At 72.5% G+C, this 23,645-nt stretch carries 22 protein-coding genes; 10 read left to right on the top strand and 12 right to left on the bottom strand.

Annotated features, from left to right (window positions below; all coding sequences use genetic code 11):
* Nucleotides 1-80 precede the first annotated feature (80 nt).
* Genes ACWENQ_RS09540 through ACWENQ_RS09530 form a run of 3 tightly spaced genes read left to right on the top strand, consistent with a single transcriptional unit; the run spans nt 81 to nt 3,002 of the window.
* Nucleotides 81-974, top strand: a complete 894-nt coding sequence (locus ACWENQ_RS09540; protein WP_449921892.1) for an EamA family transporter — start codon at nt 81-83, stop codon at nt 972-974.
* Complete coding sequence (locus ACWENQ_RS09535; RefSeq protein WP_452413560.1) at nt 971-2,206, top strand: MFS transporter; 1,236 nt, start codon at nt 971-973, stop codon at nt 2,204-2,206. The genes ACWENQ_RS09540 and ACWENQ_RS09535 overlap by 4 nt, the downstream gene beginning before the upstream one ends.
* On the top strand, nt 2,199-3,002 hold the full coding sequence (locus tag ACWENQ_RS09530) for an NAD(P)H-binding protein (RefSeq protein WP_452413559.1): 804 nt from the start codon (nt 2,199-2,201) through the stop codon (nt 3,000-3,002). The genes ACWENQ_RS09535 and ACWENQ_RS09530 overlap by 8 nt, the downstream gene beginning before the upstream one ends.
* An 84-nt stretch (nt 3,003-3,086) precedes the next feature.
* Here the strand turns inward: ACWENQ_RS09530 and ACWENQ_RS09525 are convergent, their stop codons facing one another.
* Nucleotides 3,087-4,169, bottom strand: a complete 1,083-nt coding sequence (locus tag ACWENQ_RS09525) for an epoxide hydrolase family protein (RefSeq protein WP_452413557.1) — start codon at nt 4,167-4,169, stop codon at nt 3,087-3,089.
* A 145-nt stretch (nt 4,170-4,314) separates the two neighbouring features.
* Between ACWENQ_RS09525 and ACWENQ_RS09520 the strand changes: the two genes are divergently transcribed.
* Nucleotides 4,315-4,851 carry an NUDIX hydrolase family protein gene (locus ACWENQ_RS09520; RefSeq protein WP_354915602.1) on the top strand — a complete coding sequence of 179 codons (537 nt, stop codon included), beginning with the start codon at nt 4,315-4,317 and terminating at the stop codon, nt 4,849-4,851.
* Between the two features lie 113 nt (nt 4,852-4,964).
* Here ACWENQ_RS09520 and ACWENQ_RS09515 read toward each other — a convergent pair whose 3' ends face one another.
* From ACWENQ_RS09515 to ACWENQ_RS09500, 4 genes are all read right to left on the bottom strand, one after another.
* On the bottom strand, nt 4,965-5,228 hold the full coding sequence (locus ACWENQ_RS09515) for a hypothetical protein (protein ID WP_354915599.1): 264 nt from the start codon (nt 5,226-5,228) through the stop codon (nt 4,965-4,967).
* A gap of 14 nt (nt 5,229-5,242) precedes the next feature.
* Entirely contained in the window at nt 5,243-7,330 is a 2,088-nt protein-coding gene (locus ACWENQ_RS09510) for a hypothetical protein (RefSeq protein WP_452413555.1), read from the bottom strand.
* Nucleotides 7,331-7,626: 296 nt separating this feature from the next.
* A complete protein-coding gene (locus ACWENQ_RS09505; RefSeq protein WP_452413554.1) occupies nt 7,627-9,195 on the bottom strand; it encodes a peroxidase family protein in 1,569 nt (522 codons plus the stop codon).
* Nucleotides 9,195-10,385, bottom strand: coding sequence for a cytochrome P450 (locus ACWENQ_RS09500; RefSeq protein ID WP_452413552.1), 1,191 nt, complete (start codon nt 10,383-10,385; stop codon nt 9,195-9,197). The genes ACWENQ_RS09505 and ACWENQ_RS09500 overlap by 1 nt, the downstream gene beginning before the upstream one ends.
* A 121-nt stretch (nt 10,386-10,506) precedes the next feature.
* Between ACWENQ_RS09500 and ACWENQ_RS09495 the strand changes: the two genes are divergently transcribed.
* Nucleotides 10,507-11,427 (top strand): acyl-CoA desaturase, encoded by a 921-nt coding sequence (locus tag ACWENQ_RS09495; RefSeq protein ID WP_449921903.1) that lies wholly within the window; start codon nt 10,507-10,509, stop codon nt 11,425-11,427.
* 91 nt (nt 11,428-11,518) lie between these two features.
* On the opposite strand, the gene ACWENQ_RS09490 is transcribed toward ACWENQ_RS09495, so the two are convergent.
* Together ACWENQ_RS09490 and ACWENQ_RS09485 are read right to left on the bottom strand one after the other, a co-directional pair.
* Nucleotides 11,519-12,466 carry an NAD(P)H-dependent flavin oxidoreductase gene (locus ACWENQ_RS09490; protein ID WP_449921905.1) on the bottom strand — a complete coding sequence of 316 codons (948 nt, stop codon included), beginning with the start codon at nt 12,464-12,466 and terminating at the stop codon, nt 11,519-11,521.
* Nucleotides 12,467-12,476: 10 nt separating this feature from the next.
* The gene (locus tag ACWENQ_RS09485; protein ID WP_452413551.1) at nt 12,477-12,992 is read right to left on the bottom strand and encodes a PadR family transcriptional regulator; all 516 of its coding nucleotides are present in this window, start codon (nt 12,990-12,992) and stop codon (nt 12,477-12,479) included.
* A 56-nt stretch (nt 12,993-13,048) separates the two neighbouring features.
* Between ACWENQ_RS09485 and ACWENQ_RS09480 the strand changes: the two genes are divergently transcribed.
* Nucleotides 13,049-14,467, top strand: coding sequence for an MDR family MFS transporter (locus ACWENQ_RS09480; protein ID WP_452413550.1), 1,419 nt, complete (start codon nt 13,049-13,051; stop codon nt 14,465-14,467).
* On the opposite strand, the gene ACWENQ_RS09475 is transcribed toward ACWENQ_RS09480, so the two are convergent.
* Both ACWENQ_RS09475 and ACWENQ_RS09470 read right to left on the bottom strand, forming a co-directional pair.
* The gene (locus tag ACWENQ_RS09475) at nt 14,464-14,907 is read right to left on the bottom strand and encodes a MarR family winged helix-turn-helix transcriptional regulator (protein ID WP_449921910.1); all 444 of its coding nucleotides are present in this window, start codon (nt 14,905-14,907) and stop codon (nt 14,464-14,466) included. The genes ACWENQ_RS09480 and ACWENQ_RS09475 overlap by 4 nt on opposite strands.
* A complete protein-coding gene (locus ACWENQ_RS09470; RefSeq protein ID WP_452413549.1) occupies nt 14,904-15,494 on the bottom strand; it encodes a DJ-1/PfpI family protein in 591 nt (196 codons plus the stop codon). The genes ACWENQ_RS09475 and ACWENQ_RS09470 overlap by 4 nt, the downstream gene beginning before the upstream one ends.
* Nucleotides 15,495-15,554: 60 nt before the next feature.
* Between ACWENQ_RS09470 and mads6 the strand changes: the two genes are divergently transcribed.
* The gene (gene mads6, locus ACWENQ_RS09465; protein ID WP_449921913.1) at nt 15,555-16,877 is read left to right on the top strand and encodes a methylation-associated defense system protein kinase MAD6; all 1,323 of its coding nucleotides are present in this window, start codon (nt 15,555-15,557) and stop codon (nt 16,875-16,877) included.
* Here mads6 and ACWENQ_RS09460 read toward each other — a convergent pair.
* A complete protein-coding gene (locus ACWENQ_RS09460; RefSeq protein ID WP_452413548.1) occupies nt 16,846-19,539 on the bottom strand; it encodes a BTAD domain-containing putative transcriptional regulator in 2,694 nt (897 codons plus the stop codon). The two genes, mads6 and ACWENQ_RS09460, sit on opposite strands and share 32 nt — an antisense overlap.
* An 80-nt stretch (nt 19,540-19,619) precedes the next feature.
* Here ACWENQ_RS09460 and ACWENQ_RS09455 point away from each other — a divergent pair, with 80 nt between their 5' ends.
* Nucleotides 19,620-20,534 carry a M23 family metallopeptidase gene (locus tag ACWENQ_RS09455; protein ID WP_449921916.1) on the top strand — a complete coding sequence of 305 codons (915 nt, stop codon included), beginning with the start codon at nt 19,620-19,622 and terminating at the stop codon, nt 20,532-20,534.
* Between the two features lie 49 nt (nt 20,535-20,583).
* On the opposite strand, the gene ACWENQ_RS09450 is transcribed toward ACWENQ_RS09455, so the two are convergent.
* Nucleotides 20,584-21,402 (bottom strand): FKBP-type peptidyl-prolyl cis-trans isomerase, encoded by an 819-nt coding sequence (locus ACWENQ_RS09450; protein WP_452413546.1) that lies wholly within the window; start codon nt 21,400-21,402, stop codon nt 20,584-20,586.
* A gap of 153 nt (nt 21,403-21,555) precedes the next feature.
* Here ACWENQ_RS09450 and ACWENQ_RS09445 point away from each other — a divergent pair, with 153 nt between their 5' ends.
* Both ACWENQ_RS09445 and ACWENQ_RS09440 read left to right on the top strand, forming a co-directional pair.
* Complete coding sequence (locus ACWENQ_RS09445) at nt 21,556-22,605, top strand: DUF2293 domain-containing protein (protein ID WP_452413545.1); 1,050 nt, start codon at nt 21,556-21,558, stop codon at nt 22,603-22,605.
* Nucleotides 22,602-22,994, top strand: coding sequence for an MmcQ/YjbR family DNA-binding protein (locus ACWENQ_RS09440; RefSeq protein WP_452413543.1), 393 nt, complete (start codon nt 22,602-22,604; stop codon nt 22,992-22,994). Before ACWENQ_RS09445 ends, ACWENQ_RS09440 begins: the two co-directional genes overlap by 4 nt.
* Here the strand turns inward: ACWENQ_RS09440 and ACWENQ_RS09435 are convergent.
* On the bottom strand, nt 22,956-23,525 hold the full coding sequence (locus tag ACWENQ_RS09435; protein ID WP_354909486.1) for a LysE family translocator: 570 nt from the start codon (nt 23,523-23,525) through the stop codon (nt 22,956-22,958). The genes ACWENQ_RS09440 and ACWENQ_RS09435 overlap by 39 nt on opposite strands.
* Nucleotides 23,526-23,645 lie beyond the last annotated feature (120 nt).

The raw sequence follows: 23,645 nt of genomic DNA, 5'->3' as shown, positions 1-23,645 counted from the left end.
AATAATCTCAACGTTCATAGACTTGACGTTCACACACGCAGCTGATGTTATCTCAACGTTGAGATTATCAATGAGAGGTGATGGACGTGTCCACGATCCAAGCAGTCCCGATCGCACGGCGGGGGTTGTCGAGCGATCTGGCGCTGGCCGCCCTGGCCCCGGTGAGCTGGGGCACCACGTACGTCGTCACCGCGACGCTGCTGCCGCCTGACCGGCCGATGCTCGCCGCGACGCTGCGGGCGCTGCCCGCGGGGCTGGTCCTGCTGGCCGCCACCCGCCGCCTGCCGAGCGGATCGTGGTGGTGGAAGGCCGCGGTGCTCGGCATGCTCAACTTCGGCGCGTTCTTCCCGCTGTTGTTCTTCGCCGCCTACCGGCTGCCGGGCGGGGTGGCGGCCACGATCGGCTCGGTCCAGCCGCTGGTCGTGGCGCTGTTGTCGGTGGTGATCCTGCGGGCGCGGCCGGCCCGCGCCGTGCTGTACGCCGCTCTGGCGGGCACCGGCGGCGTGGCCCTGCTGACCCTGACCGCCGAGGCCCGCCTCGACCCGCTCGGCATCGGCGCGATGCTGGTGGCCACCTCCCTCATGGGTGCCGCCATCGTCCTGACCAAGAAGTGGGGTCAGCCGGAGTCGCCTCTGGTCATGAGCGGCTGGCAGCTCAGCATCGGCGGGCTGGTCCTGGCCCCCCTGACGTTGGTGACCGAGGGCCTGCCCCCTGCCATCACCGGCCAGAACCTGCTCGGCTTCGCCTACCTGGGCATCATCGGCACCGCCGTCGCCTACGCCCTGTGGTTCCGCGGCATCGACCGCCTCGCGCCCACGTCCGTCTCCCTGCTCGGTCTCACCAACCCGCTGGTCGCCACGCTCGCGGGCCTGCTGGTGCTCGGGCAGACCCTCACCGGCTGGCAGATCGCCGGCTTCGGCATCGCGCTCGGCGCGCTCGTGGCCGGCCAGACCTTGAACAGGAAGGCGTCATGACCGCGACCCGTGACGGGGTGGCCCCCGAAGCCGAAAGCCCCGTGATCGTCACCGGTCCCTCCGCCGACCGCGTATCGCTGAAGACCTGGCTCGCCGTCGCGGCCGTCGCGCTGGGGACCTTCTCCGTCGTCACCATCGAGCAGCTCCCGGTGGGCCTGCTCACCTCCATCGGCGGCGACCTCGGCGTCTCCGAGGGAACGGCCGGCCTCATGGTCACCGTGCCCGGCCTGGTCGCCTCGGCCACCGCGCCCCTTCTCCCGGTGGCGATCCGCCGGCTCGACCGCCGCGTGGTGCTCATCGGCCTGCTCGGCCTCATGGTCCTGGCCAACGCGCTGTCCGCGCTGGCCCCGAACTTCGCCGTCCTGCTCGCCTCGCGCTTCCTCGTCGGGATCAGCATCGGCGGCTTCTGGGCGCTGGCCGCCGGCATCGCCGTACGCCTGGTGCCCGACCGCTTCGTGCCGCGCGCGACCTCGCTCGCCTTCGGCGGGGCGACGGCCGCCAACGTGCTCGGCGTGCCCGCCGGCACCCTGATCGGCGGCCTCACCGACTGGCGCGTGGCGTTCGCGGCCGTGGGCGCGCTGGGGCTGGTCGTGGTGACGGGCCTCTGGCTGCTCGTGCCCCGGCTGCCCGCCACCGAGCCCGTACGGCTGCGCGCGCTCCCCCAGCAGTTCCGCAACCCCGTGGTCAGGACCGCGGTCGTCTCGACCTTCCTCCTGGTGAGCGGGCACTTCGCCGCCTTCACCTTCGTGAGCCCCATCCTGCGCGACATCGCAGGCGTCAGTGAGAGCCTGGTCAGCCCGCTGCTGCTCGCCTTCGGCGTGGCCGGGGTGCTCGGCACGTTCGTCGTGGGCGCCGGCGCCACCCGCGACGTCAGGAAGACCGTCATCGCGCTCGGCGCCGCGCTCGCGGCGATCCTGGCGCTCTTCCCCCTCCTCGGGAGCAGCCCGCTGAGCGGGTCGGCCCTGCTCATCCTGTGGGGCCTCGTCTACGGCGGGGTGCCCGTGGCCGTCCAGACGTGGATCTTCAAGGGCGCGCCCGACGCCGCGGAGGCGGCCACCGCGCTGAACACCTCGGTGTTCAACCTGGCCATCGCGCTGGGCGCGCTGCTCGGCGGCGTGGTCGTGGACGCGGTCGCCGTCACCGGCGTCCTGTGGTTCGGCGCGCTCCTCATGCTCCTCACGTCATTGGCGGTGTGGCGGACCGGGAGCGGGGAAGGGCGAAGGAATGGCTGACCGAGAGATCGTGGTGCTGGGGGCGACGGGTTCCACCGGACGCAGGGTCGCGGCGCTGCTCCGCGACGCGGGCCACCCCGTGCGGGCGGCCTCCCGGCACGGCGAGGTTCGCTTCGACTGGTCCGACGAACGTACGTGGCGGCCCGCCGTGGCCGGCGCCACGGCGATGTACCTCATGGCGCCGCACGAGCTGCCGGTCGACCCCGCTTTCGTGGCGACGGCCGTCGAGGCGGGCGTCGGCCGGATCGTGCTGCTGTCCAGCGGCGGCATCGAGGCGATGGGCGACGAGCGGCTCATGGCCGCCGAGCGGACCGTACGCGGCTCCGGCGCCGAGTGGACGATCCTGCGGCCCTCGTGGTTCGACCAGAACTTCGACGAGGGCGTCATGCGGGAGGCGGTGCTCGCGGGCGAGCTGGCGCTGCCGCTGGGCGACCTGCGGCAGGCCTTCGTCGACGCCGGCGACATCGCGGCCGTCGCGACCGCCGCCCTGGTCGAGGACGGCCACGCCGGGCGGGCCTACGAGGTGACGGGGCCGCGTGCGCTGTCGTTCCCCGAGGCGTTGCGGATCATCGGGTCGGCCGCCGGACGGCGGATCGGGTACGTCGGCACGGCCGAGGGGTACCTGGCGGTCATGACGGCGGCCGGCCTGCCGCGCGAGCGGGTCGAGGCGGAGATCGAGGCGTTCGCCGGGCTGTGCGCGCTCGGCGACCAGGTGCCGACCGACGTGGTCGAGCGCGTCACGGGCCGCCCGCCGACGTCCTTCGAGAGCTTCGCCGCCAGGGCGTCGTGGAACTGATCCCGGCCTGAGCCGTTCGCCTTGTTCGCCGGAGACGGCGAAGGGGGCCCGTGGCGTCCCACGGCCCCTCTTCCCCTCGCTGGATCAGCCGCGCCCGGCGAAGAAGGCCCGGACGTCAGCCGCCAGCACCTCGGGCACCTCGTGCGCGGCGTAGTGGCCGCCCACGTCGTAGGTGTTCCACTGCTCGATGGTCTTGTGGTCGCGCTCGGCGAAGCGGCGGATCGACTGGAAGTCGTTGGCGAACCCCGCCAGGCCGATCGGGACCGTGGTCGGCTCCGTGGGGTGCTCGGCCTTGGCGTCCTCGTAGTAGAAGCGGATGGACGAGCTCGCGGTGCCGTAGAACCAGTGGATCGCGATGTTCGTCAGCGTGAAGTCGCGGTCCAGGTGACCGCCGATCAGCTGGCCCATCCAGCCGAGCAGACCGGCGGGCGAGTCGGCGATCGCGTGCGCGAGGGTCTGCGGCGACTGCGACTGGAGCTGGTTGAAGGCGCCCATGTTCTCCCAGAACCACTGCAGGTGCTGGAGCGCCGCCTGCTCGTCGTCGGTCAGGTCCTGCAGCTCGGCGGGGTCGCCGCTGGGGAAGGAGAAGATCTGCGTGACGTGGACGGCGACCACGCGGTCGGGGGCGAGCCTGCCCACCTCGGGCGAGACGAGCGAGCCGCCGTCGTTGCCGACCACGCCGTAGCGCTCGTAGCCCAGCCTGGCCATCAGCTCGACCCACGCCTTGGCGGTCCGGTACCTGTTCCAGCCCTTCTCGGCGGTCGGCCCCGAGAGGCCGAAACCCGGCAGCGACGGGATGACCAGGTGGAAGTCACGCGAGAGGTCCTCGATCACGTCGAGGTACTCGACGACCGTGCCGGGCCAGCCGTGCGTGAGGATCAGCGGGAGCGCGTCCTGCTTGGCCGAGCGGACGTGGACGAAGTGGATGTTCTGGCCGTCGATCTCGGTGGTGAACTGCGGGTGGGAGTTCAGCCGCGCCTCCCAGGCACGCCAGTCGTAGCCGCTGCGCCAGTAGTCGACCATGTCCCTGACCCACTCGACGCTCACGCCGTACTCCGAGCCGGATCCGGGGATCTGGTCGGCGAAGCGGGTCAGGGCGAGCCGCGCGTGGAGATCGTCCAGGTCGGCCTGCGGAACCTCGACGCGGAAGGGGCGGATCTCGGTCATGGCACTCTCCTCCAGAACGGAACGGCTTGTTCTGTTCCAACAATAGCAGAATGAAGTCTTCCGTTCCACATTTTCTCTCATCGGGGAGAACTGACACTCCGGGTCCCTGCCCACCGGGACCACCAGGGGGAAGTACCATCAGCGAATGATCGAAAATACCGAAACCGTGCCTGGCTGGCTTGCTCCGGACGAGCTCGAGCTGATGCGGGGACGGATGCCGATCCTCTACGTCGACGCCGTCCCGGTACGCGTCGACGACACCGGCGTGGTCACCCACGTGGGCCTGCTGCTGCGCATCACCGCCGACGGCGAGGTCACCAGGGCGCTGGTCTCCGGGCGGGTGCTGCACCACGAGCGGATCCGCGACGCGCTGCTGCGCCACCTGGAAAAAGACCTCGGGCCCGTGGCGCTGCCGCAGCTCCCGCCGTCGCCGCAGCCGTTCACGGTGGCCGAGTATTTCCCGACGCCGGGCGTCACGCCGTACCACGACCCGCGCCAGCACGCGGTGTCGCTGGCCTACATCGTCCCCGTCGTCGGGGACTGCAGGCCCCGGCAGGACGCGCTCGACCTGGTGTGGTTCACTCCCGAGGAGGCGGCCTCGCCGATGGTCCAGCAGGAGATGATCGGCGGGCACGGCGTGCTGCTGAGGCAGGCGCTCGCGTTCGTCGGCCGCCTGCCCTGACCGCAGTGGTCGAGCCCGCACGAGGCGATCGGTAGGGCAGGGCCCACTTCGCGGGCGGGCAACGACACCGCCCGGTCTGGCACGCCCGGATCACGGGGCGCCGGAGGCGGGGCTCAGCGCGGCACGTGCGGTGCGCGAGGCCGCGTGACGGCCGCGTAGCGGCGCAACCAGGCCGCGGCCTCCGCCAGGTCGGCGGAGGCCGCGACGCAGGCGGCGAGGTGAGCGGCCACCGAGTGGCGCAGCCACGGTGGCGCGGCTCCCGCCTCCTCCAGTTTCGCCTCGATCTCCCGCAACCGTTCGGCGCACTCGGCGAGCGCACGGGCGTCGGTCTGCAGGACCATCGCGTGTGCCGCGATCACTTCGGTTGCCGCCGGCATCGAGCTCCTCAAGATCAGCTGGTCAGAACGGGGACGGCCGCGTCCACGATCGTCTGGCGGTCGGCGGACGTCAGGCACAGCAGGGGACGGGCGCCGTCGAGACCGAGCCTGCGGAGCGCGTCGGCCAGCGGATGCGCCCGCGGCGCGACGGCCAGCCGCAGCCGGGGCACGGGATGCGCCCTGCCCCTGCCTCGGGTGCGCGCGCAGGAGCGCAGCACGGTGCCGCCATCGCGCGCGTAACCGACCAGGTCGCGATCGCCGAGCGGCAGCCAGGGGCCGAGCGCTCCGCGCAGGGAGAGCAGCCCGCCCGCCGAGACGCTCACGGCCCTGCCCGTCAGCCAGAACGCCAGCGGCAGCTCGTACGGCCGGCGGCCCCACACCCGGGTGGCCACGTCGGAGACGTCCGCGCGGTCGACCGCCGAGGCCACCGTGAACCACCCCGAACGCCTGCGGTCCGCGGCGCGCAGCAGGTCGTGCCAGCCGTGCCGCCACGGGTCGGGCACCACGATCCCGAGATGGAGCTCACGGTAGGCGCCCACGCTGGTCCGCCGGTTCCACGCGACGTGCAGCGCGACGAGCGCCCGCCCGCCGAACCCCGCCGCCGGGCCGAGCCCGCTCCCCCGCAACAGCTCCGCCGCCGCCACCGCGTCGGCGGCGAAGTACGCGGTGCACGCGCTGCCCTCCAGGCACCTGACGGGCAGCTCGGCCGTACCCTCACCGCGGGTCGGCACGGTCAGGAACGGAAAGCCCTCGGGGTACGGCTCGCGGTCGAACAACTGGTAGGCCTGCGAGCGCACCACCCTTCCCCGGTACGGCGTGAGCCGCTCGTCGATCACCTTCCTGGCCTCGGGCAGGTCATCGGCGAGGTTGGCGATGTAGCGCTCGATGCTGTGGCACTGCGGGAACAGGTGGGTGGGGTCGGCGTAGTCGACCACGTACCAGCCGGGATGCAGGTCGAAGCAGGTGCCCGCGCCCTGGCCGTCGAGGGTCGGGATGATGTCGTGCTGGTTGGTGACGCTGGCCACCCAGGTACGCGGGTCGGCCGGACGTTTGAAGTCGACGGGCGCACCGACCGCGATGGCGTGGGTGACGGTGTGGCGGGCGCAGAAGCCGGAGTTCTGGGCGAGGTTCATGATCGCGGCGCCGCCGGCGCTGTGGCCGATCAGCGCCACCTGCGCGCCCTCGGGCAGGCCGTAGTCGGCGACGGCCTTGGCCAGGGCACGGCTGTAGGGGCTGCTGTCCAGCACCGCGCTGCTGAAGGCGCCGAGAAGGTCCTGGGGCGAGTCGTTGTCGGGGACGCCCGCCCGCATGCCCGGCGCGAGGATCACGTGGCGCGTCACTCCGTCGGGGCCCTCGACGCTCTGGATCAGCGCCTTGCCCTTCGTGCCCAGCGCGCTGATGTTGCCGAGGAAGGCGAGCAGCGATCCGTGGTCGTGCAGCGGCACGCCGGCCTCGACGCGGCGGGCGGCGCCCTCCCCCGTGTCGAGCACGGCGACCGCCCGGTTGCTCATACCGGTGATCGGGTCGGCGGTGGCATAGCCCCTGCCGGTCGCGATCAGCCATGCGGCGGCGTCGTTGAGCGGGTTCTCGTCGAGGAGGGCGCGCAGCGCGAGCACCTCGCCGAAGGCGGGGGCCAGCGCGCTGAGCGTGCGGGCGGCTCCCCTGTCCTTGAGCAGGGCACGCAGCGCGCGGACCGCCTCCAGGTCGCGGTCGTCCGCCGCGGCGGCGATGAGCCTGCCGAGCATGGGGTCGGTGGTCAGCTCGGGATGGTCGAGAGCGACGGCGGCGATCCGCAGGCGCAGGGAGGTGGCCAGCACCCGGACGGCGAGGCTCTCGCCGCCCGCCATCGCTCCGGCCTTCGCGGCGAGGGTGGCCAGCGGGCCTCCGGTGACGGCGCAGCCGAGCCCCGCGGGGTTGGTGACCGTTCTGAGGAGGGCGCGCTGGGTCAGGCAGCCCACGACGGGGGCGCGGGGGATCGCGGCGAGGATGCTGCGGTCGGTGAGCGCGGCGGTGGCGTGGGCCGCCGCCTCGCGGATGAGGATTCCCAGGTCGACGAGGCCGCACGCGGCATCCCTGAGCGCACCGGCAGGCAGCTCCTCCACGGAGAGGGCGCCCTCCGCCCCTCGGCCGTCGCCCGGCGCGCGAGCGAGGGTCTCCCCCTCCGACCCTCGGCCTTCTCCCGATGCGGGAGCGGGCGTCTCCCCCTCCGGCCCTCGGCCTACCCCCGGTGCGGGAGCGGGGGTCTCCCCGCCGGGGAGAGAGCCCCGTGCCGGAACGGGTCTGTCTTCCGGGGCGCGCCGCGGCCCTTGGAGCTCCCCCGGGGCCGGGTGGCGGGGGCGGGGCGGGCGGTGGAGCGGGTCCGGGGCGGGCCGGTCGCCGGGAGGCGGGGTGGAGCCGGTCATGGGCGGTCCAGGCGGGTCATGCTGACGTAGCGGGGCCGCGGGTCCTCCGGGGTGTTCCTGCGGACCACGTCCGCCAGGCACCGGGTGCCCGCGATGATCCGCATGCCCTGGGGCGAGAACGTCGCCGGGGTGAACACCCGGGGCGCCAGCAGCGGGTTCGTCAGCGCCTGGGAGAAGGCGTCGATCGCGATGATCTTCGTCAGCAACGGCGGCAGTATCGCCTCGGGCGAGCCCGGCTCCTCGGCGAACAGCCCGACGTACAGGTCGAGGTCGTCGACCCCCCCGTACAGCGACCGCAGCGCGTCGGCGACCTTCGGGTCGCCCGTCACCTGCTCGAAGCGCCGCACCCGGGGGAAGCGGCAGTGCTCCCGGTAGCTGTTGTACGGCGCCAGGCCGAGCGAGCGCGAGTCGGCGATGCTGGCGATGTCCACCTCCCGCAGGAGCGGGTCGGTGTTGAACAGGCTGATCCGGCCCGCCCGCTGCCGGGAGGCGTCCTCGAAGAGCCTGCCGAGCCCCATCTGGGGGATCAGCGGTCCGCCGAGCAGGGTCTCGGCCATCGGCAGCTCGCGCCCGCCCACCGACAGCGTGGACGGGATCAGGCTGTGCCAGCGGTAGACCAGGTTGAACTCCACCGAGGCCCAGTTCTCGCGGTGCCACGGGACGCGGGCGAGACGGGCCGACAGCCGCGGGTCGAGGGTGAACCGGAAGTGGTAGGGCGTGATGTGGTTGATGTACTCCTCGACCACCAGCTTGATCAGCATCACGATGAGGATGTTGCGCGTGGTCTGGAACAGCCTCTCGTCGTCCCATCGCGGGTAGTGCTCGGCCAGCAGGGCGGCCACCCGGTTGTGCTCGCGCAGGAACAGCACGGTGAGCATGGTGAAGCCGAGCTGGATGTTGCCGCGGTCGCTGCCGGTGGCGAACAGGGTGTCGCGCTGGGCGTCGGTGAGCTCGTCGAAGCGGATCACGCTGAGCGGCGCGAACTCCGGCTTGACCTTGCCGTTCTCGCAGAGATGGGGCGGGAACTCGCCGCCGTCGATGAGCCGGCTCTTCAGCCGGCCGCCGGTGAACGTGCGCAGGGCGGCCGTCGCCGCCTCGTGCAGGCCGTAGAGCTGGTTGAGGTCGATGTGGTGGTTGGAGGTGTTCTTGCGGGGGTCGCGGGGCGTGGCGGTGTCGCCGCGCAGGAAGCCGTCGGTGAACCACTGGGCGAAGTAGGCGAACAGCACCGTCGAGCGGGGGCAGGGGATCATCTCGGCGCCCCTGGCGAACAGGTCGGCCGCGCGTTCGGGGGTGGGCCTGCCCTCGGCCCCCTCGACGGGGGGCAGGTGCCGGCCGCTGTAGGAGCGGTCGGTCAGCGAGGCCCACGAGGTGTAGTCGGCCATGGTGCTGAGCGGTTCGGGCCGCGGCGGCATCTCGCGGACGGCGTGGTCGATCAGCGTGGCGTTGACGCGCCGCCGTACGGGCTGGACGGCCTGCACGATGTCCCAGAGCGGCCGCGCGCTGGTCAGGGCGAGGAACCTGAGCCGGTTGACGGCTCCGTCGGTGGCGATGGTCCGGGCGGTCATCAGGACTCCAGGGCGAGGACGAACCGGTCGGGGAAGATCCCGTTCGAGCGGGAGACGCCCTCGATCACCTGCACGCCGGGCCGCCGCAGCAGCCGCCGTACGGCCTCGCAGATGACCACCCTGGCCGGATGCACGCCCAGGCACGCGTGGTGCCCGTGGCCGAAGAAGAGCTGGTGCCGGCCCGGCCGGTCGAGCCGGAAGGACTCGGGCTCGGCCAGCACGTCGCCGTCGAACATCGCGGAGGCGACGGCGGCCAGCACGAAGGTGCCGGCCGGGATCGGTGTCCCGGAAAGTTCGTGGTCGCGCTCGCAGATCCTGGGAAGCAGCTTGAAGAAGGGGTTGAACCGCAACGCCTCCCACACGTAGCGGTCGAAGTCGTCGTCGCACGCGGCCGCGGCCAGCACGTCGGGGCGCAGCAGCAACTGCTCCGTCGCCTCGACCATCGCGCCGGGAGCGCTCTCCAGGAACCCGAGCGCCAGCCCCGCCATGTTGATCACGAGCCGTTCGTCGTCGAAATCGGTGGCCGCGAGCCTGCCGAACACGTCGCCGGACGGCCCCGCCCCCGACCGCCGCACGGCGAGTCGCTCGCGCAGGTAGGCCATCATCTGCCTGCCCGCCTCGACGGAGGCGGCCTGGACGGCGGGATCGCCGAGGTAGTTGGCGAAGCAGTCGGTGATGATGGTCCGCGACCACCGCGACAGGGTCTGCGGGTCGGGGCCGGGGAACCCGAAGTACTCCGCGCACACGCCGAGCGCGACCGGCCTGAACAGGTCGTGCACCACGTCGATCTTCCCGTACGGCGCCGCCGCGTCGAGCGCCTCGTCGGCCAGGCGGCCCGCCAGCGCCCGCACCTCGACGACGTCGTCGGGGTCGAGCACGTACCGCATCAGCCCCTTGTCCCGCCAGTTCATCGCCGTGGCGTCCCTGGCGAGCATGAACGCGCCGCCGAGGGCGGCGTCGAGCCGCGGCCCGAACGAGCGGACGCTGAACACCTCCTCGTCGGAGAGCACCTCGGTGACGTCGGCGAAGCGGGTCACGACCGTGAAGACGGGGGTCACGAAGACCGGGCGCCGGCTCCTCAGCTCGGCGTACAGCTCCCGCCACTCGGTTCGCATCCACTCACGGACCAGGCCGAACGCGGCCATCGGATCGCGAGCCAGCACGTCGTCGTACCTGTCCAGATGGCCCATGACGCTATGTAGCCACATCGTGACGGCCGATCCCGATGGCTACCCTGTGGAGTGTTTTGGCTCTCCTGGGTAACTGATCCGTCACTCAAAGGCAACTGCCGTGACCTTCGGGCCCGATCCTATGAATGAGGGCGTGAATCCGGAGACCGTCGCGGTCGGCAGCGGCCGCCGCACCGCCTATCTGGTCGTCCTCGTGATCCTTCCCCTGTCGCTCGTGGCGCTCGCCGTGCCGGCGGCGTGGGGCTGGGGCATCGGGCCGCGCGACGTGGTCATCGCGGTGGCGATGTACCTGGTCAGCATCTTCGGGATCGCGATCGGCTACCACCGGCTCTTCACCCACCGGGCGTTCCGGTGCGCCAGGCCGTTGCGGATCGCGCTCATGCTGGCCGGGGGGATGGCCGTCGAGGGTCCTGTCACGCTGTGGTCGGCCGAGCACCGGCGCCACCACAAGTACGCCGACAGGGAGGGCGACCCGCACTCCCCCTGGCGCTACGGCGACAGCGGCCTGGCCCTGCTGCGCGGCATGGCGCACGCGCACGTCGGCTGGTTCTACACCGCCCGGCGCCGCTCGAACCGCCGGCACTGGGTGCCCGACCTGCTGGCCGACCCCGACGTGCGGCGGTTCGACGCCTGGTATCCCGCGGTGGCCGTGCTGTCGTTCGCGCTGCCGGCGGTGGTGGGCGGGCTGTGGTCGATGTCGTGGACGGGCGCGTGGACGGCGCTGTTCTGGGGCGGGCTGGTGCGCTACGCGGTCGTCCACCACGTGACCTGGTCGGTCAACTCGATCGCCCACACCTTCGGCTCCCGCCCGTTCGCGACACGGGACCGCTCGTCGAACGTGCCGTGGGTGGCGTGGCTGACCCTCGGCGAGGGCTGGCACAACTGGCACCACATGGAGCCGACGTGCGCCAGGCACGGAGTGCTCCCCGGCCAGCTCGACCCGAGCGCCCGGCTGATCCGCTGGTTCGAGCTGGCGGGCTGGGCCCACGGCGTGCACTGGCCCGACCCCGCCCGGCTGGCGCGCGCCTCCCGCGCCCCCTAGAACCTCCGATCCCGCCCGGCTGCCGCAGCGCCTTCCGCGCCCCCCTAGAACCTCCGATTCCGCCCGGTCGGCGCGGCGCCTTCCGCGCCCCCTAGAACCTCCGCAGCAGCGCCGCGGCGGTCGCGAAGTCGGCGACGACGTCGGCGGCGGGGCGCCGCTCCCGCACGAGGCCCACCGCCTCGCTCGCGTAGACGACGGCGACGTCGTAGTCGCCGGCGGCACGGGCGGCCGCCACAGCGGCGTGGGCCTCCTCGTCGGCCGCCAGCGCCTCCTCCTTGCCCTCCCACTGGTCGAAGAAGGCGTTGCGCAGCCCGCGCCCGCCGTACTCGGGGGGCCAGCCGAGCCGCTGGGCCACGTCGAAGACCCGCCCGTAGACGGTGTCGGTCTCCGCCGCGGCGAGGATCCTGCGCAGCGCGGGCGCCGAGACCATGGTCTCGCTGCAGGCCAGGAACGCGGTGCCGACCCAGGCCCCCTCGGCCCCCGCGGCGAGCACGGCCGCCAGCCCGCGCGCGCCGGCGATGCCACCGGCGGCCAGCACGGGGATGCCGACCGCGTCGAGGACGCCCTGCAGGAGGGGCAGCGTGGCGACGTCGTTGCGGCCGTGGCCGCCGCCCTCCCCGCCGCGGGCCACGACGGCGTCGACTCCGGCCGCCTCGGCCTCCCTCGCCTCCCGGGTCGTGCCCGCCTGCGTGACCACGGTGATGCCGGCCTGCCTGAACGGCTCGACGTAGCCGGCGTAGGGCCCGAAGCTGACCGACACCAGCGCGGGCCTGGCGGCCAGGACGGCGTCGATCTGGCCGGGGTTGCCGGGCAGCGTCCATGCCATGAGGCCGATGCCGTACGGCCGGCCGCTCTCCGCCGCGACGGCGGCCTCGTCGGCGATCCACTGGGCCGACGCGGTGGCCGGCACGCCGATCATGCCGAGCGCGCCCGCGGCCGAGATCGCCGCGGCGAGGCGGCCCGCGCCCACGCCCGCCATGGGGGCGCCGACCAGAGGAACGGAGAGACCGAAACGGTCAGTGAGCCAGGTACGTGTCATGCCGGCAGTCTTACCCCGTTGACGTGCGGAGATCCGCGATGGTGTCGTCGGCCCACGCGATCGTCGTCCGGATGTGCCGCAGCCCGTGGTCGAGCGCGTAACGTCCGTAACCCCGCTCCGCCCCGGGTCTGGCGTGCAACGCCTCCAGCAGGCGCAGCTTCTCGACGTACCGCTCCCGCAGCCGTTCGAGCGCGGCCACCGCCTCCTCCGGATCTATCACCGGCAGCAGGAAGGCCTGCAGCGCGCCTTCGCTCCTGACGGTCAGGCTCGGCGTCTGCTCCACGACCCACGCGCGCAGGTGCTCGGCGCCCTTGGGGGTGATCGTGTAGGTCTTGCGGCCTCTGGCCCCCTCCGCGTCGACGGTGACGAGCTCGTCGGCCGCCATCTTCGCCAGCTCCGGATAGATCTGGCTGTGGCTGGCCTGCCAGACGTAGTTGAGCGAGGCCTCGAACGATTTGGCCAGGTCGTAGCCGCTGGACGGGCCCGATGCCGTCAGCAGGCCGAGCAGCGCGATCCGTAGGGACATGACCACGATGATACCTCAGCTTTGACATGTAAGTCCTTACATGTCAATCTCGACGCATGTTGCTGATCCTGGCCGTTCTTGGCGGCATGTTCCTGGCGATGCTCGACCAGACGATCGTGGGCACCGCGCTTCCCGAGATCACCGCCGAGCTCGGCGGCACCGACCTCTACACCTGGGTGGTGACCGCCTACCTCCTGACCTCCACCGTGACCGTCCCCCTGTACGGCAGGCTGTCCGACCAGCACGGCCGCAAGCCCCTGCTGCTGATCGGCGTGGTGGTCTTCCTGGCCGGCTCCGCGCTGTGCGGCCTGGCGCAGGACATGCCGCAGCTGATCGCGTTCCGGGCACTGCAGGGCCTGGGCGCCGGCGCGTTGCTGCCGTTGTCGCTCGCGTTGATCATCGATCTGTTCCCGCCCGAGCGAAGTGCCCGCGTGCAGGGCGCGGTGGGCGGCGTGATGGCGTTGAGCTACCTGGCGGGGCCGTTCCTCGGCGGGTTGTTCACCGACCACGCGAGCTGGCGGTGGGCGTTCTACGTGAACCTGCCGATCGGCATCGCGCTGGTCGCGATCATCGCGTGGCGCCTGCCGTACTTGAAGGGCACGGGCGGGGGGCGGCCCGACTATCTCGGCATCGCGGTCTTCACCGTCGCGATCAGCGCCCTGCTGGTCGGCCTGACGGAGAAGGGCATCGACGGCAACACCTGGACCGATCCCGCCGTCGCGGGGCCGATCGGCGGCGCGCTGCTGGCGCTGGTGGCGTTCGTGCTGGTGGAGCGGCGGGTCGCGAGTCCGATCATGCCGCTGCACCTGTTCGCCGACCGCACCTACACGCTGGTCATGGTCACGTCGTTCTTCACGGCCTTCTGCATGTACGCGGGCGTGGTCTTCCTGCCGCGCTACTTCCAGCAGGCGCTCGGTGCCAGCGCCACGGACTCGGGCCTGCGGATCTACCCGCTGATGCTCGCGATGGTGGCCGGCAGCGCCGTCATGGGCACGCTGATGTCCAGGACCGGCAGGTACAAGCCGTACCTCGTCGCCGCGCCGTTCCTGCTGGTCGCCGGGTCGCTGCTGTGCGTGAACCTCGGTCTGGGGACCTCGAGCCTCGCGCTGGCGGCGTGGATGGTGCTCCTCGGCCTCGGCATGGGCCCGATGCTCTCGGGCCTCACCGTCGCCGTGCAGTCCACGGTGGCGCCCCAGCACATCGGCACCGCCTCGGCCAACCTCTCCTTCTTCCGGCAGATCGGCGGATCGGTGGCGCTGGCGATCGCTGGCACCGCCTACGGGTCGGTCATCACGTCGGAGGCGCCTCTGCACGGCCTGCGGGCCGCGCACGCCGCGGCGAACGCCACCGTGATCCCGTGGCTGGGCGTGTCGGGCGCGCTCATCGCCCTGGTCGCACTGCTCGCCCTGCCCAGCCGTGGCATCGTGCGAAGGAACGGCCCGCGCCCCGGCGCCGAGGCGCTGGCCGCCGCCTAGGAGGTCTCGATCGCCTCGAGCGCGGCCGACAGCCGCCGCAGCGCCTCGACCGCGGCGCTCCACTCGGCCTCGCCCAGCTCGGCCAACATCCGCTCGGCCAGTTCCTGGTGCCCCGGATCGATCTTCCTGACGGCCGCCAGTCCCTCGGGAGTCGGCCGCAGGAGCTTGGCCCTGCGGTGGGCGGGGTTGGGCAGGTACTCCGCCAGCCCCTTCTCCACCAGCAGGTCGGCGATGCGCTGCACGCCCTGGCGGGTCATCCCCATCACCCTGGCGATGCCCGCCACCGGCAGCGGTTCCTTCAGCACCGCGCCCAGCACCTGCCACCAGGCGGCGGTGAGGCCGGCCGGCCTGGCCAGCCTCTCCGCCACCTCCATGAACTGCCCGTTGAGCCGGAACGCCGTCAGCGCGCTCGCGGACAACAGCGCTCCGGACTCGCTCATGGCGCCATCAGCACCTCGACCGCCGTCGCGTCGCTGTGCTTGAACAGCCTGAACCACGCGTCGAGCTTCTCCGGCTTGTAGACGTCGAGCGCGGCCAGGACCTCCCTGCCGAAGGCCACCGGCTCGGTCGGCCCCGCCGTGACGAGGCCGCGGTCGGTCACCGCGTCGGCGTCGACGTAGTGCTCGGCGCCGTTGTAGCCGTCGCGCTGCACATAGCCGGGGAACGCGCTGGTGTGGTCGCGGTCGTCGAGCAGCCCCTCCCCGGCCAGGCCGGCGACCGCGCCGCAGATCGCCGCGACGGGCACGCCCGCGTCGAGGAACTCGCGCGCCTTCCGCGCGAACGCGACGTTGCCGCCCTCGTCCCAGAGCTCCGCGCCGGGCAGGATCAGCATCGCGCTGTCCGCCGGAGAGAGCTGGTCGATCGTGATGTCGGGCAGGATGCGCGAGCCGCCCATCGTGACGATCGGCTCGGCGCTCTCGGCCACGGTGACGATGTCGTACTGCTCGCCGCGCAGGTGCGCGGTGGCGTATCCGGTCTCCCAGTCGGCGAGGGTGTCGTAAACGGCGAGGTGAACGATGCGCTTCATGACAACATCCTGTCATTACGACAACGTGTTGTCAATCGAAAATCTGCAAGGATGTGCCCTATGGCAGAGATCGTCGGGGGCGGACGTCCGGTCAACGACGCCGAACGGCGGGTGATCGCCCATCTGCGCGACCACGCGCCCCACGACTGGCTGCTGCTGCACAACGTCGAGATCCCGCGCAGGGGCGACCTGTTCGAGGTCGACCTCATCGTGCTGACCGGCCACTCCCTCGTGGTCATCGACGTCAAGGGCACCAGGGGCCGCATCGAGGTCGCGGGACAGCGCTGGTTCCCGCCCCGCAGGGAGGCGTTCGGCTCGCCCGTGGCCAAGCTGCGCGGCACGGCGAGGGCGCTGAAGGGCCTGCTCGTCGACAAGCACCGCGAGCTCGAACGCGTCTACGTCGACAGCCTGGTCGTGCTCTCCTCACCCGACGCCGAGCTGGTCGACCGCGGAGGGCGCGAGGCCGGCAACGTCACGTCCCTGCCCGACCTCGTCGCCGCGCTCGCCGACCCCGGCAGGGTACGGCGCGGCGGCACCCGCGACGCCAAGCCGTACCTGCCGCAGATCCTCGACGCGCTCAACGCCACCGTACGGCGCAGCACCGCCCCGCCCAGGTTCGGCAACTGGGAGGTCGCCGAACGGCTCGGCGGCGACAGCAGGGTGACCGAGTACCGCGCCTTCAACGCCACCGTGCCGGGCAGCGAGACCGTCCTGCTGCGCGTCTACCAGGCCGACCCGCTGGCCGACCAGGAGCAGCGGGCCGCCGAACGGCAGCGCATCGCCAACGCCTACCAGTCGCTGACGCGGATCCCCGCCCACCCCGCCGTCGTCAGGTCGCGCGACTTCTTCGCCATCGACGACGAGAGCAGGTTCGTGCTCGTCCTGGACGACGTGCACGGCAGGGCGCTCCACCTCCAGCTCCAGGAGCGCAGGACCGACCTGGTCAAGGGGGCGCTGCGGGGCATGCTCTCCGGCCTGGCGCACGTGCACGCCCACGGGGTGGTCCACCGGGCGCTGACGCCCGCCTCCGTGCTGGTCACCGAGGATGGCCAGGCGATGCTCACCGGGTTCGACTACGCCAAGGGCGCGCCCAGGGCGTACACCGTGGCCAACGAGCTGAGCAACGTGCTCGACGCCCAGTACGTCGCCCCGGAGTGTCACGACCGGCCCGACCTGATGACCCCCGCGTCCGACGTCTACGCGGCCGGCGTGATCGCCCACCAGCTCCTGCCCGACGGCGCCGGCGGACTGGTCCAGGAGATGCTGCACCCCGACGCCGGCAAGCGGCCGAGCGCGGCCGAGGCGCTCGCCGCCCTCGACGGCACGGCCGTCGCGGTCACGGAGGGCCGGATCAGACGGCTTCTGCGGCGAGTGATCCCCTGAGCGCCACGGCCTCGCTCAGGTAGTCGCGGGCCAGCTCGTCCCGGCCGGCCGAGCGGTACAGCTCGCCGAGGAGCTCGGCCGAGGACGCCTGGCCGCTGCGGTCGCCGAGCCGCCGGAAGACCGCCAGCGAGCGTTCGAGCCCCGTCGAGGCGGGGACCAGATCGCCGCGGGCGGCCTGGAGCCCCGCCAGCCGCTGCAGGGCGTAGGCGCCGCAGTGCAGGTCGCCGAGGCTTTCGAAGATCTCGAGCGCCCGCTCGACGTGGTGTCCGCCGAGCTGGACCGACACGCAGCCCTCGCGGTGGACGTCCCCGAGCTCCTGGGCCAGGCGCAGCGCCTGCCCCAGCCACTGCTCAGCCTGGGCCGCGTCGCCGGACTTCAGCCAGACCCTGCCGATGGCCTGGCGGGTGTAGGCCTCGCCGTTGAGGTCGCCGATCGCGCCGAACATCGCCAGGGCGCTGCGGAAGTGGGACAGCGCGGTGACGTGCCTGCCGCGGAACTGCGCGACGGCGCCGAGCCCGGAGACGGAGGTGGCCTCCGCCCTGACGTCGCCGAGCTCGCGGAAGATCCGGCGGGCGCGGGCGAACATCTCCTCCGACTCGGCGTAGCGGTCCTGGTAGAGGCAGACCTGGGCGAGGCCGCGGAGCATGGCGGCTTCGCCGTACCTGTCGCCGGCGACGCGGGCGGCGGCCAGCGCGGTGCGGTGGGTGCGCTGCCAGGCGTCGAAGTGGCAGCGCAGGTCGAGGTAGGGGACCAGCGCGGCGGCCAGCCCCCACGCCTGCTCGGCCAGGCCCGCCGCCACGGCCAGGCCCACGGCGTCCTCCAGCGCCCCCTGCTCCACCTCGAACCAGGCCAGCGGGTCGGCGGTGAGCATGTCGAGGGTGCCTCGCGGCAGCCACCAGCGCGCCGCGGTGGCCGAGCTGAGCGTGAAGACGGTCGTGGGCAGCTTGGCCGTGGCCACCTCGGCGGTCGCGGTCCACCCCGCCACCACCCTGGCGAGCGCGGCCGGATCGCCCCGCTGCTCCAGCGCGTGGCACCTGACCAGGTCGGGAAGCTGGTAGCGGGGCTGGCCGAGCCGGTCGGTACCGACCAGGGTGAGCAGGTCGGCGTCCACCAGGGCGTCCGTGACGTCGTCCGCCCGGTGCCGGTCGAGCACGGCGTCGACCACCCAGGCGGGGATCGCGGCGCCGCCGAGCCTGCCGAGGGTGTGCAGGGTCCTGGCGGCCTCCCCCGGCAGGCCGCGGTAGCTGTGGTCCAGCCCTGTGCGCACGTCGAGGTCGCCGATGCGCAGCTCTCCTATCCTGCGGTTCTCGTCCATGAGCCGGCTCTGGAACACCGCGAGCGACCAGCCGGGGCGCGCGGCCAGCCGGGCCCCGGCGATCCGTACGGCCAGCGGCACGTACCCGCAGGCCCGCACGATCGCCGTGGCCGCCTCCGGCTCCCGCGCCGTTCTCTCCTCGCCCACGATGCAGCCCAGCAGTTCCTCGGCCTCGGCGCGCGCGAGCGACTCCAGGTGGATCTGGAGCGCCCCCGGCAGCGAGGTGAGCTTCGTCCTGGCGGTCACGATCACCGCCGACCCCGGGCCGGGCAGAAGCGGCCGCACCTGCGTGACGTCCGGCGCGTCGTCCAGAACCACGAGCATCGGGCGGTCGGCCAGGATCGTGCGGTAGAGGGCCGAGCGTTCGGCCACCGAGTCGGGGATCGAGGTGGCCCCCATCGCCCTGAGCGCCTGGGCCAGCAGGTCGGCCGGGTCCGCGGCGGCGAGGCTGAGGAACAGCTGCCCGGCGGGGAACCTCTCGGCGAGCGCGTGCGCGGCGCGGACGGCCAGCGCGCTCTTGCCCGACCCTGGAGGCCCCGAGATCACCGCGAGGGAGAAGGCGCCGGCGAGGGCCGCCGACTCGCGCGCCCGGCCCACGAAGTCGGGCACGTCCGGTGGGAGCTGGCGCGGCACGGAGACCGAGGAGCCTCTCGGCAGCTCCCCCGCCAGCACCCTGGCCTGCACCTCGCGCAGCCCCGGTCCCGGCTCCACGCCGAGTTCGGCGACCAGCTGCCGCCTGATCGCGGCGTAGCTGGACAGCGCCTCCGCCTGGCGCCCGCTCCCGTGCAGGGCCAGCATGAGCTGCCCCCACAGGTCCTCGCGGAACGGGTGCTCCGCGCACAGGGGACGCAGCAGGGCGACCGCCTCGCCGTACTCGCCCTGCGCGAGGAGGGCGGCGATGAGCTCGCGGGCGGCGGCCAGCCGTACCTCGGGGAGGGCGGCGAGCCTGCGCGTCCACAGCGGGTGGTCGGGCAGGTCCACCAGCGGGGCGCCGCGCCACAACGCGAGCGCGGCGGCCAGCGAGCCGGGGTCGCGGCGGGCCACGAGGTGCTCGAACTGCAGCAGATCGAGGTCCTGGGGGGCGACCTCGATCAGGTAACCGGACCCTTCAGCCCGGATGCGCGCGCCGAGGGAAGAGCGCAGGGAGCTGGTGTAGGTGCGCAGGTTCGCCTGGGCCGAGCGGGGCGGGCGGTCCCACAGCACGTCGACCAGCAGGTCCGCACCGACGAGATGGTTGGCGTCGAGAAGCAGTGTGGCCAGCAGCATGCGCGGTTTCCTGCCGGAGATGCGCAGTGGCCGCCCTCCGGCCCGCGCCTCCAGCGGACCGAGCACATGGAAGGACACCATGGCAGCCCTCTGTACGTTTTTTGTGCGGATTATCCCCACCCTGGGCCCTGGCAAGACATATCGGTGCGGAAGGGGTCCCAGTGAAACTCCGAGCAGTCGCCATCGCGGGCTTAGCCCTGTTCCTGAGCGTCGCCGCCGCCGACCCGGGCGACGGCGGCGACCCACCCAACGAGGTGACGGCCGACGTGAGCGTCATGGCCACCAACTTCCAGCTGCCCTTCCCGTGCGGGCAGTCGTGGAACGGCAACAGCAGCGCCAGCGACGCCCACCAGTCATGGGAGATCGACTTCAACAGAGGCAGCACCCCGGACGCCGACCTCGGCGACCCCGTGGTCGCCGCCGCCGCCGGAACCGTGGTCATCTCCGCCCACCAGGGCTCCACCAACGGGTACGGCAACCTGGTCAAGATCGACCACGGTGGCGGATGGGCCACCTACTACGCGCACCTGAACGTCCGCTCCGTCAGCGCCGGCCAGACCGTCTCGCAGGGCCAGAAGATCGGCACCGTCGGCAACACCAGCAAGCCGGGCAACTACATCTCGCCCCACCTCCACTACGAGGTGCGGCTCGGCACCAGCTACCCGTCCAACATCCAGAAGGCCGTCTTCAACGGCGTCACCTTCGGCTACCCGATCCAGACGCTGACCTCGAGGAACTGCGGCAACACCACCAACCCCTACACCCCGCAGGAAGTGTGCGGCGCCGGCTACAGCGTGATCGACTCAGCCGCCCTCGGCTCCTCCGGCACGGTCTACCTGCTCTACAACAGCGGCAACGGCTACAACTGCGTCGCCACGATGAAGAGCACCTCCCTCGGCACCGCCACGGCCACGACCGCCTACCTGGAAGTGCAAGGCAGCGCCCGGATCACCGACTCGGGCAACTTCTCGTACTACGCGGGACCGGTCCGCGCCGCTGCCGCCGGCAAGTGCGTCAGGTGGGGCGGCAAGGCAGGCACCGCCACCTACGACAGCCCCTTGGAACACTGCGGCTGACCAGCCCCGGCCAGGGCCTCCACAGCGCGGTGGAGGCCTCTGTCGCGCGTCACACCAGGCCGATGACGTCGACCACGTAGACAAGCCGGCTCCCCGCGGGGACCGTCATCCCGCCCGTCGTCACGCCCTTCTCCGGCACGGCGGGCGTGGTGATGGCGACCCTGCTGCCCACCCGCCTGCCGTCCAGGCCCTCCACCCAGCCGGGCGGCACCGCGCCGTCCTCCAGCACGACGACGCGCGGGCCGCCGCCGGCCGACGAGGAGTCGAAGACCTTCCCGCTGGGCCAGCGGGCACCGACGTACTGCACGACCACCCGGGATCCGCGCGTCACCGGCGGGCCCGAACCGTCGATCAGGACCCCCTCGCGCAGGGGGTCGGGCAGGTCCGGCAGCCGCTTTCCGACCAGCCTCGCGTCCGGCGGGTATCCGGCGAGGATGTCGAAGACCAGCACCAGCGTCTCGCCCGGCGCGGCGCTGCCCAGTGCCTCGGGCGGGCCGTACCCGAGGTGGGCGGGGCCGACCAGCATGACCCTGCTGCCGGCCGGACGGCCGAGCAGCGCCCGCTCCCACGCCGGCGAGACGTGCCTGCCGTCCAGGACGACCGTGAGGGGCTGCTTGGTGTCGTAGGTCGTCACGTACGGCTTGGCGCCGTCCCACCGGCGGATCTCGACCTCGGTCAGCACCACGTCACCCCGCTTCGTGAACGGGCCGGACCCCTCCGACAGCACGCTGACGACCGGGGTGTCCGCGGGGCGGCGCGAGGGCAGCTCGATGACGGGCCGCTCGCCGAACGCGCCGGTCACCGTGGGGGTGGTGGCGGCGCAGGCGCCGGCGAACACCACCAGGCAGAGAAGGGCGAGCGCACGCACGATGATGACCTAGCCGGGATCGTGCCAAGCGACGCCTGACCACCCGCCATCTCCCCGCAAACCCCCGCACAGCGGGCCGTACCCCGGGGGGAGCCCGGCCACCACCCGCGGGAGGGGAGCCGACGCGCCTGAGGGGCGGCACACTGGTGTGCTGTGAGCCGACCGAACCTGGCGCGCAGGGTCGCGGACGCGGCCGAGATCGCGCTCACCACCCGCAAGTACGTCACCTTCCTCGACGTCGTCACCGGCCTGCGCTGGCTGCACAGCCGCCATGTCGACACCTGGCGCCAGGGCAGGGCCGCCACGCTCGCCGAACTGGCCGCCGTCGACGACGCCCGCCTGCTCGACGCCGCCGTGGCGCTGCGCGAGTGGGCGCGGTCGAAGGGCCTGCGCCCGATGGAGACGCCGTACCTGTCGGGCGGCAGGGACCGGCGCGAGCTGCGCTTCACCACCGCGGGCGAGCAGGACTGCTTCCGCGTGCACTGGCTGTCCCCCGATCTCAGCGACGCCCGCGTCAAACAGCTCACCGAACGGCAGAGCAAGGCGCCCGACCTCGTCGTGGTCTCGCCGCAGCAGCCGTGGACCTGCGCCTCGTGCGGCGACACCGGCCCCTACCTGATCATGGAGGACGACCGGCCGCACTGCCTGACCTGCGCCGACCTCGACCACCTCGTCTTCCTCCCGTCGGGCAACGCCGCGCTGAGCCGCAGGGCCAAGAAGGAGAGCGTGCTGTCGGCGGTGGTCGTGCAGTACAACCGGCGGCGCAAGGTCTACCAGCGCCAGGGCGTGCTGGTGGAGGAGGCGGCGCTGGCCAGGGCGGAGGAGCAGTGCCTGGGCGACGAGGAGGCCCGCGAGGCGCGCCGGGCGCGCGACCGCGAGCGCAGGGCCGAGCAGGACCTCGACCACCAGGCCAGGATGGCCGCCGCGATCGTGCGGCTCTTCCCGTCCTGCCCGGCCGAGCGGGCCGAGTCCATCGCCGCTCACGCCGCCCAGCGCGGCAGCGGCCGGGTCGGCCGTACGGCCGCCGCCAAGGCCATGGACGAGAACGCGATCACGCTCGCCGTCGTGGCCTCGATCCGCCACCTGGACACCGGCTACGACCGGATGCTGATGGAGGGTGTCCCGCGCATGGAGGCGCGCGAGCGCATCCGGCCGGTGATCGAGGCCAAACTGTCGGAGTTCAAGGGTAGAACTCAGGGATGAGCGACTGGCATGCCGTCCGAGAGGCCATCCGTGACTTCGCGCTGAGCCTGCCGGAGACCCACGAGGCATTCCCCTGGGGCGAGAGCGTCATCAAGGTCAACAAGAAGGTGTTCGTCTTCCTCGGCATCGACGAGCCCACGGAGAAGTGGAACCCGGCGTTCGGCGTGAAGCTGCGCTCGGAGTCGCACGGCCACGCGCTGACCGTCGAGGGCGCCGAGCCCAGCGGCTACGGGCTGGGCAAGGCGGGCTGGGTGACGGTCCCGTTCGAGAGCGACCTGCCCGAGACCGAGGTGCTGCTCGACTGGGTGGAGGAGAGCTACCGGGCGATCGCTCCCAAGCGGGCGGTCAAGCTACTGGACGGCCAGGCGCAGGGCGAAGCCGACCAGTAGCACTCCGGTGATCCGTTCGACGCGCCGCCGTACCCGGGGGGTGCGCAGCACCGCGCCCAGCCGGTCGATCACGAGCACGTAGACGAGGAACCACAGGAAGTAGAGCCCGGCGAAGACCGCCGACAGCAGCAGCGCGTCGTCGGGTCCGGTCATGAACTGCGGCAGGAACGTCACCTGGAACAGCAGGACCTTCGGGTTGAGCAGGTTGGAGAAGAAGCCGTTGCGGACGTGGCGCTGCCCTGCGGCCCGCGCCTCCTGCGGCTTGGCGCGGAACGACTGCACGCCCAGCCAGAGCAGGTAGGCGATACCGAGCCACCTGAGCGCGGTGAAGGCGGCCGGTGAGGCGGCCAGCAGCGCCGACAGGCCGAGAGAGGCCGCGGTGGCGTGGACGGTGAGGCCGAGCAGGCCCCCCGCCATGGTGAGCAGTCCCGCGACGCGGCCGTGGGTGAGGGAGCTGCGCATGATCAGCGCGGCGTCCGGGCCGGGGATCATGATCATGACAAGGGCGGTGACCGCGAAGGTCAGCAGCATGGCGGGGGTCTCCCGGAAGCTGGGCGCGCTCCGGGAGACCCGCGGGTGTGCAGGCCGCACAGAACCGCGGACGTACATTGAGGCGCCTTGTGGGCGCCCTTGATGTTACTTGTCCGAATT

The sequence above is a fragment of the Nonomuraea sp. NPDC004354 genome (assembly GCF_053602555.1).
This window is presented reverse-complemented; position numbering and strand designations above follow the sequence as displayed.

Coding starts and splice junctions, on each gene's coding strand:
- ACWENQ_RS09540 (WP_449921892.1), top strand. CDS start 81: ATGGACGTGTCCACGATCCAAGCAGTCCCGATCGCACGGCGGGGGTTG.
- ACWENQ_RS09535 (WP_452413560.1), top strand. CDS start 971: ATGACCGCGACCCGTGACGGGGTGGCCCCCGAAGCCGAAAGCCCCGTG.
- ACWENQ_RS09530 (WP_452413559.1), top strand. CDS start 2,199: ATGGCTGACCGAGAGATCGTGGTGCTGGGGGCGACGGGTTCCACCGGA.
- ACWENQ_RS09525 (WP_452413557.1), bottom strand. CDS start 4,169: ATGACCGAGATCCGCCCCTTCCGCGTCGAGGTTCCGCAGGCCGACCTG.
- ACWENQ_RS09520 (WP_354915602.1), top strand. CDS start 4,315: ATGATCGAAAATACCGAAACCGTGCCTGGCTGGCTTGCTCCGGACGAG.
- ACWENQ_RS09515 (WP_354915599.1), bottom strand. CDS start 5,228: ATGCCGGCGGCAACCGAAGTGATCGCGGCACACGCGATGGTCCTGCAG.
- ACWENQ_RS09505 (WP_452413554.1), bottom strand. CDS start 9,195: ATGACCGCCCGGACCATCGCCACCGACGGAGCCGTCAACCGGCTCAGG.
- ACWENQ_RS09500 (WP_452413552.1), bottom strand. CDS start 10,385: ATGGGCCATCTGGACAGGTACGACGACGTGCTGGCTCGCGATCCGATG.
- ACWENQ_RS09495 (WP_449921903.1), top strand. CDS start 10,507: ATGAATGAGGGCGTGAATCCGGAGACCGTCGCGGTCGGCAGCGGCCGC.
- ACWENQ_RS09490 (WP_449921905.1), bottom strand. CDS start 12,466: ATGACACGTACCTGGCTCACTGACCGTTTCGGTCTCTCCGTTCCTCTG.
- ACWENQ_RS09485 (WP_452413551.1), bottom strand. CDS start 12,992: ATGTCCCTACGGATCGCGCTGCTCGGCCTGCTGACGGCATCGGGCCCG.
- ACWENQ_RS09480 (WP_452413550.1), top strand. CDS start 13,049: ATGTTGCTGATCCTGGCCGTTCTTGGCGGCATGTTCCTGGCGATGCTC.
- ACWENQ_RS09475 (WP_449921910.1), bottom strand. CDS start 14,907: ATGAGCGAGTCCGGAGCGCTGTTGTCCGCGAGCGCGCTGACGGCGTTC.
- ACWENQ_RS09470 (WP_452413549.1), bottom strand. CDS start 15,494: ATGAAGCGCATCGTTCACCTCGCCGTTTACGACACCCTCGCCGACTGG.
- mads6 (WP_449921913.1), top strand. CDS start 15,555: ATGGCAGAGATCGTCGGGGGCGGACGTCCGGTCAACGACGCCGAACGG.
- ACWENQ_RS09460 (WP_452413548.1), bottom strand. CDS start 19,539: ATGGTGTCCTTCCATGTGCTCGGTCCGCTGGAGGCGCGGGCCGGAGGG.
- ACWENQ_RS09440 (WP_452413543.1), top strand. CDS start 22,602: ATGAGCGACTGGCATGCCGTCCGAGAGGCCATCCGTGACTTCGCGCTG.
- ACWENQ_RS09435 (WP_354909486.1), bottom strand. CDS start 23,525: ATGCTGCTGACCTTCGCGGTCACCGCCCTTGTCATGATCATGATCCCC.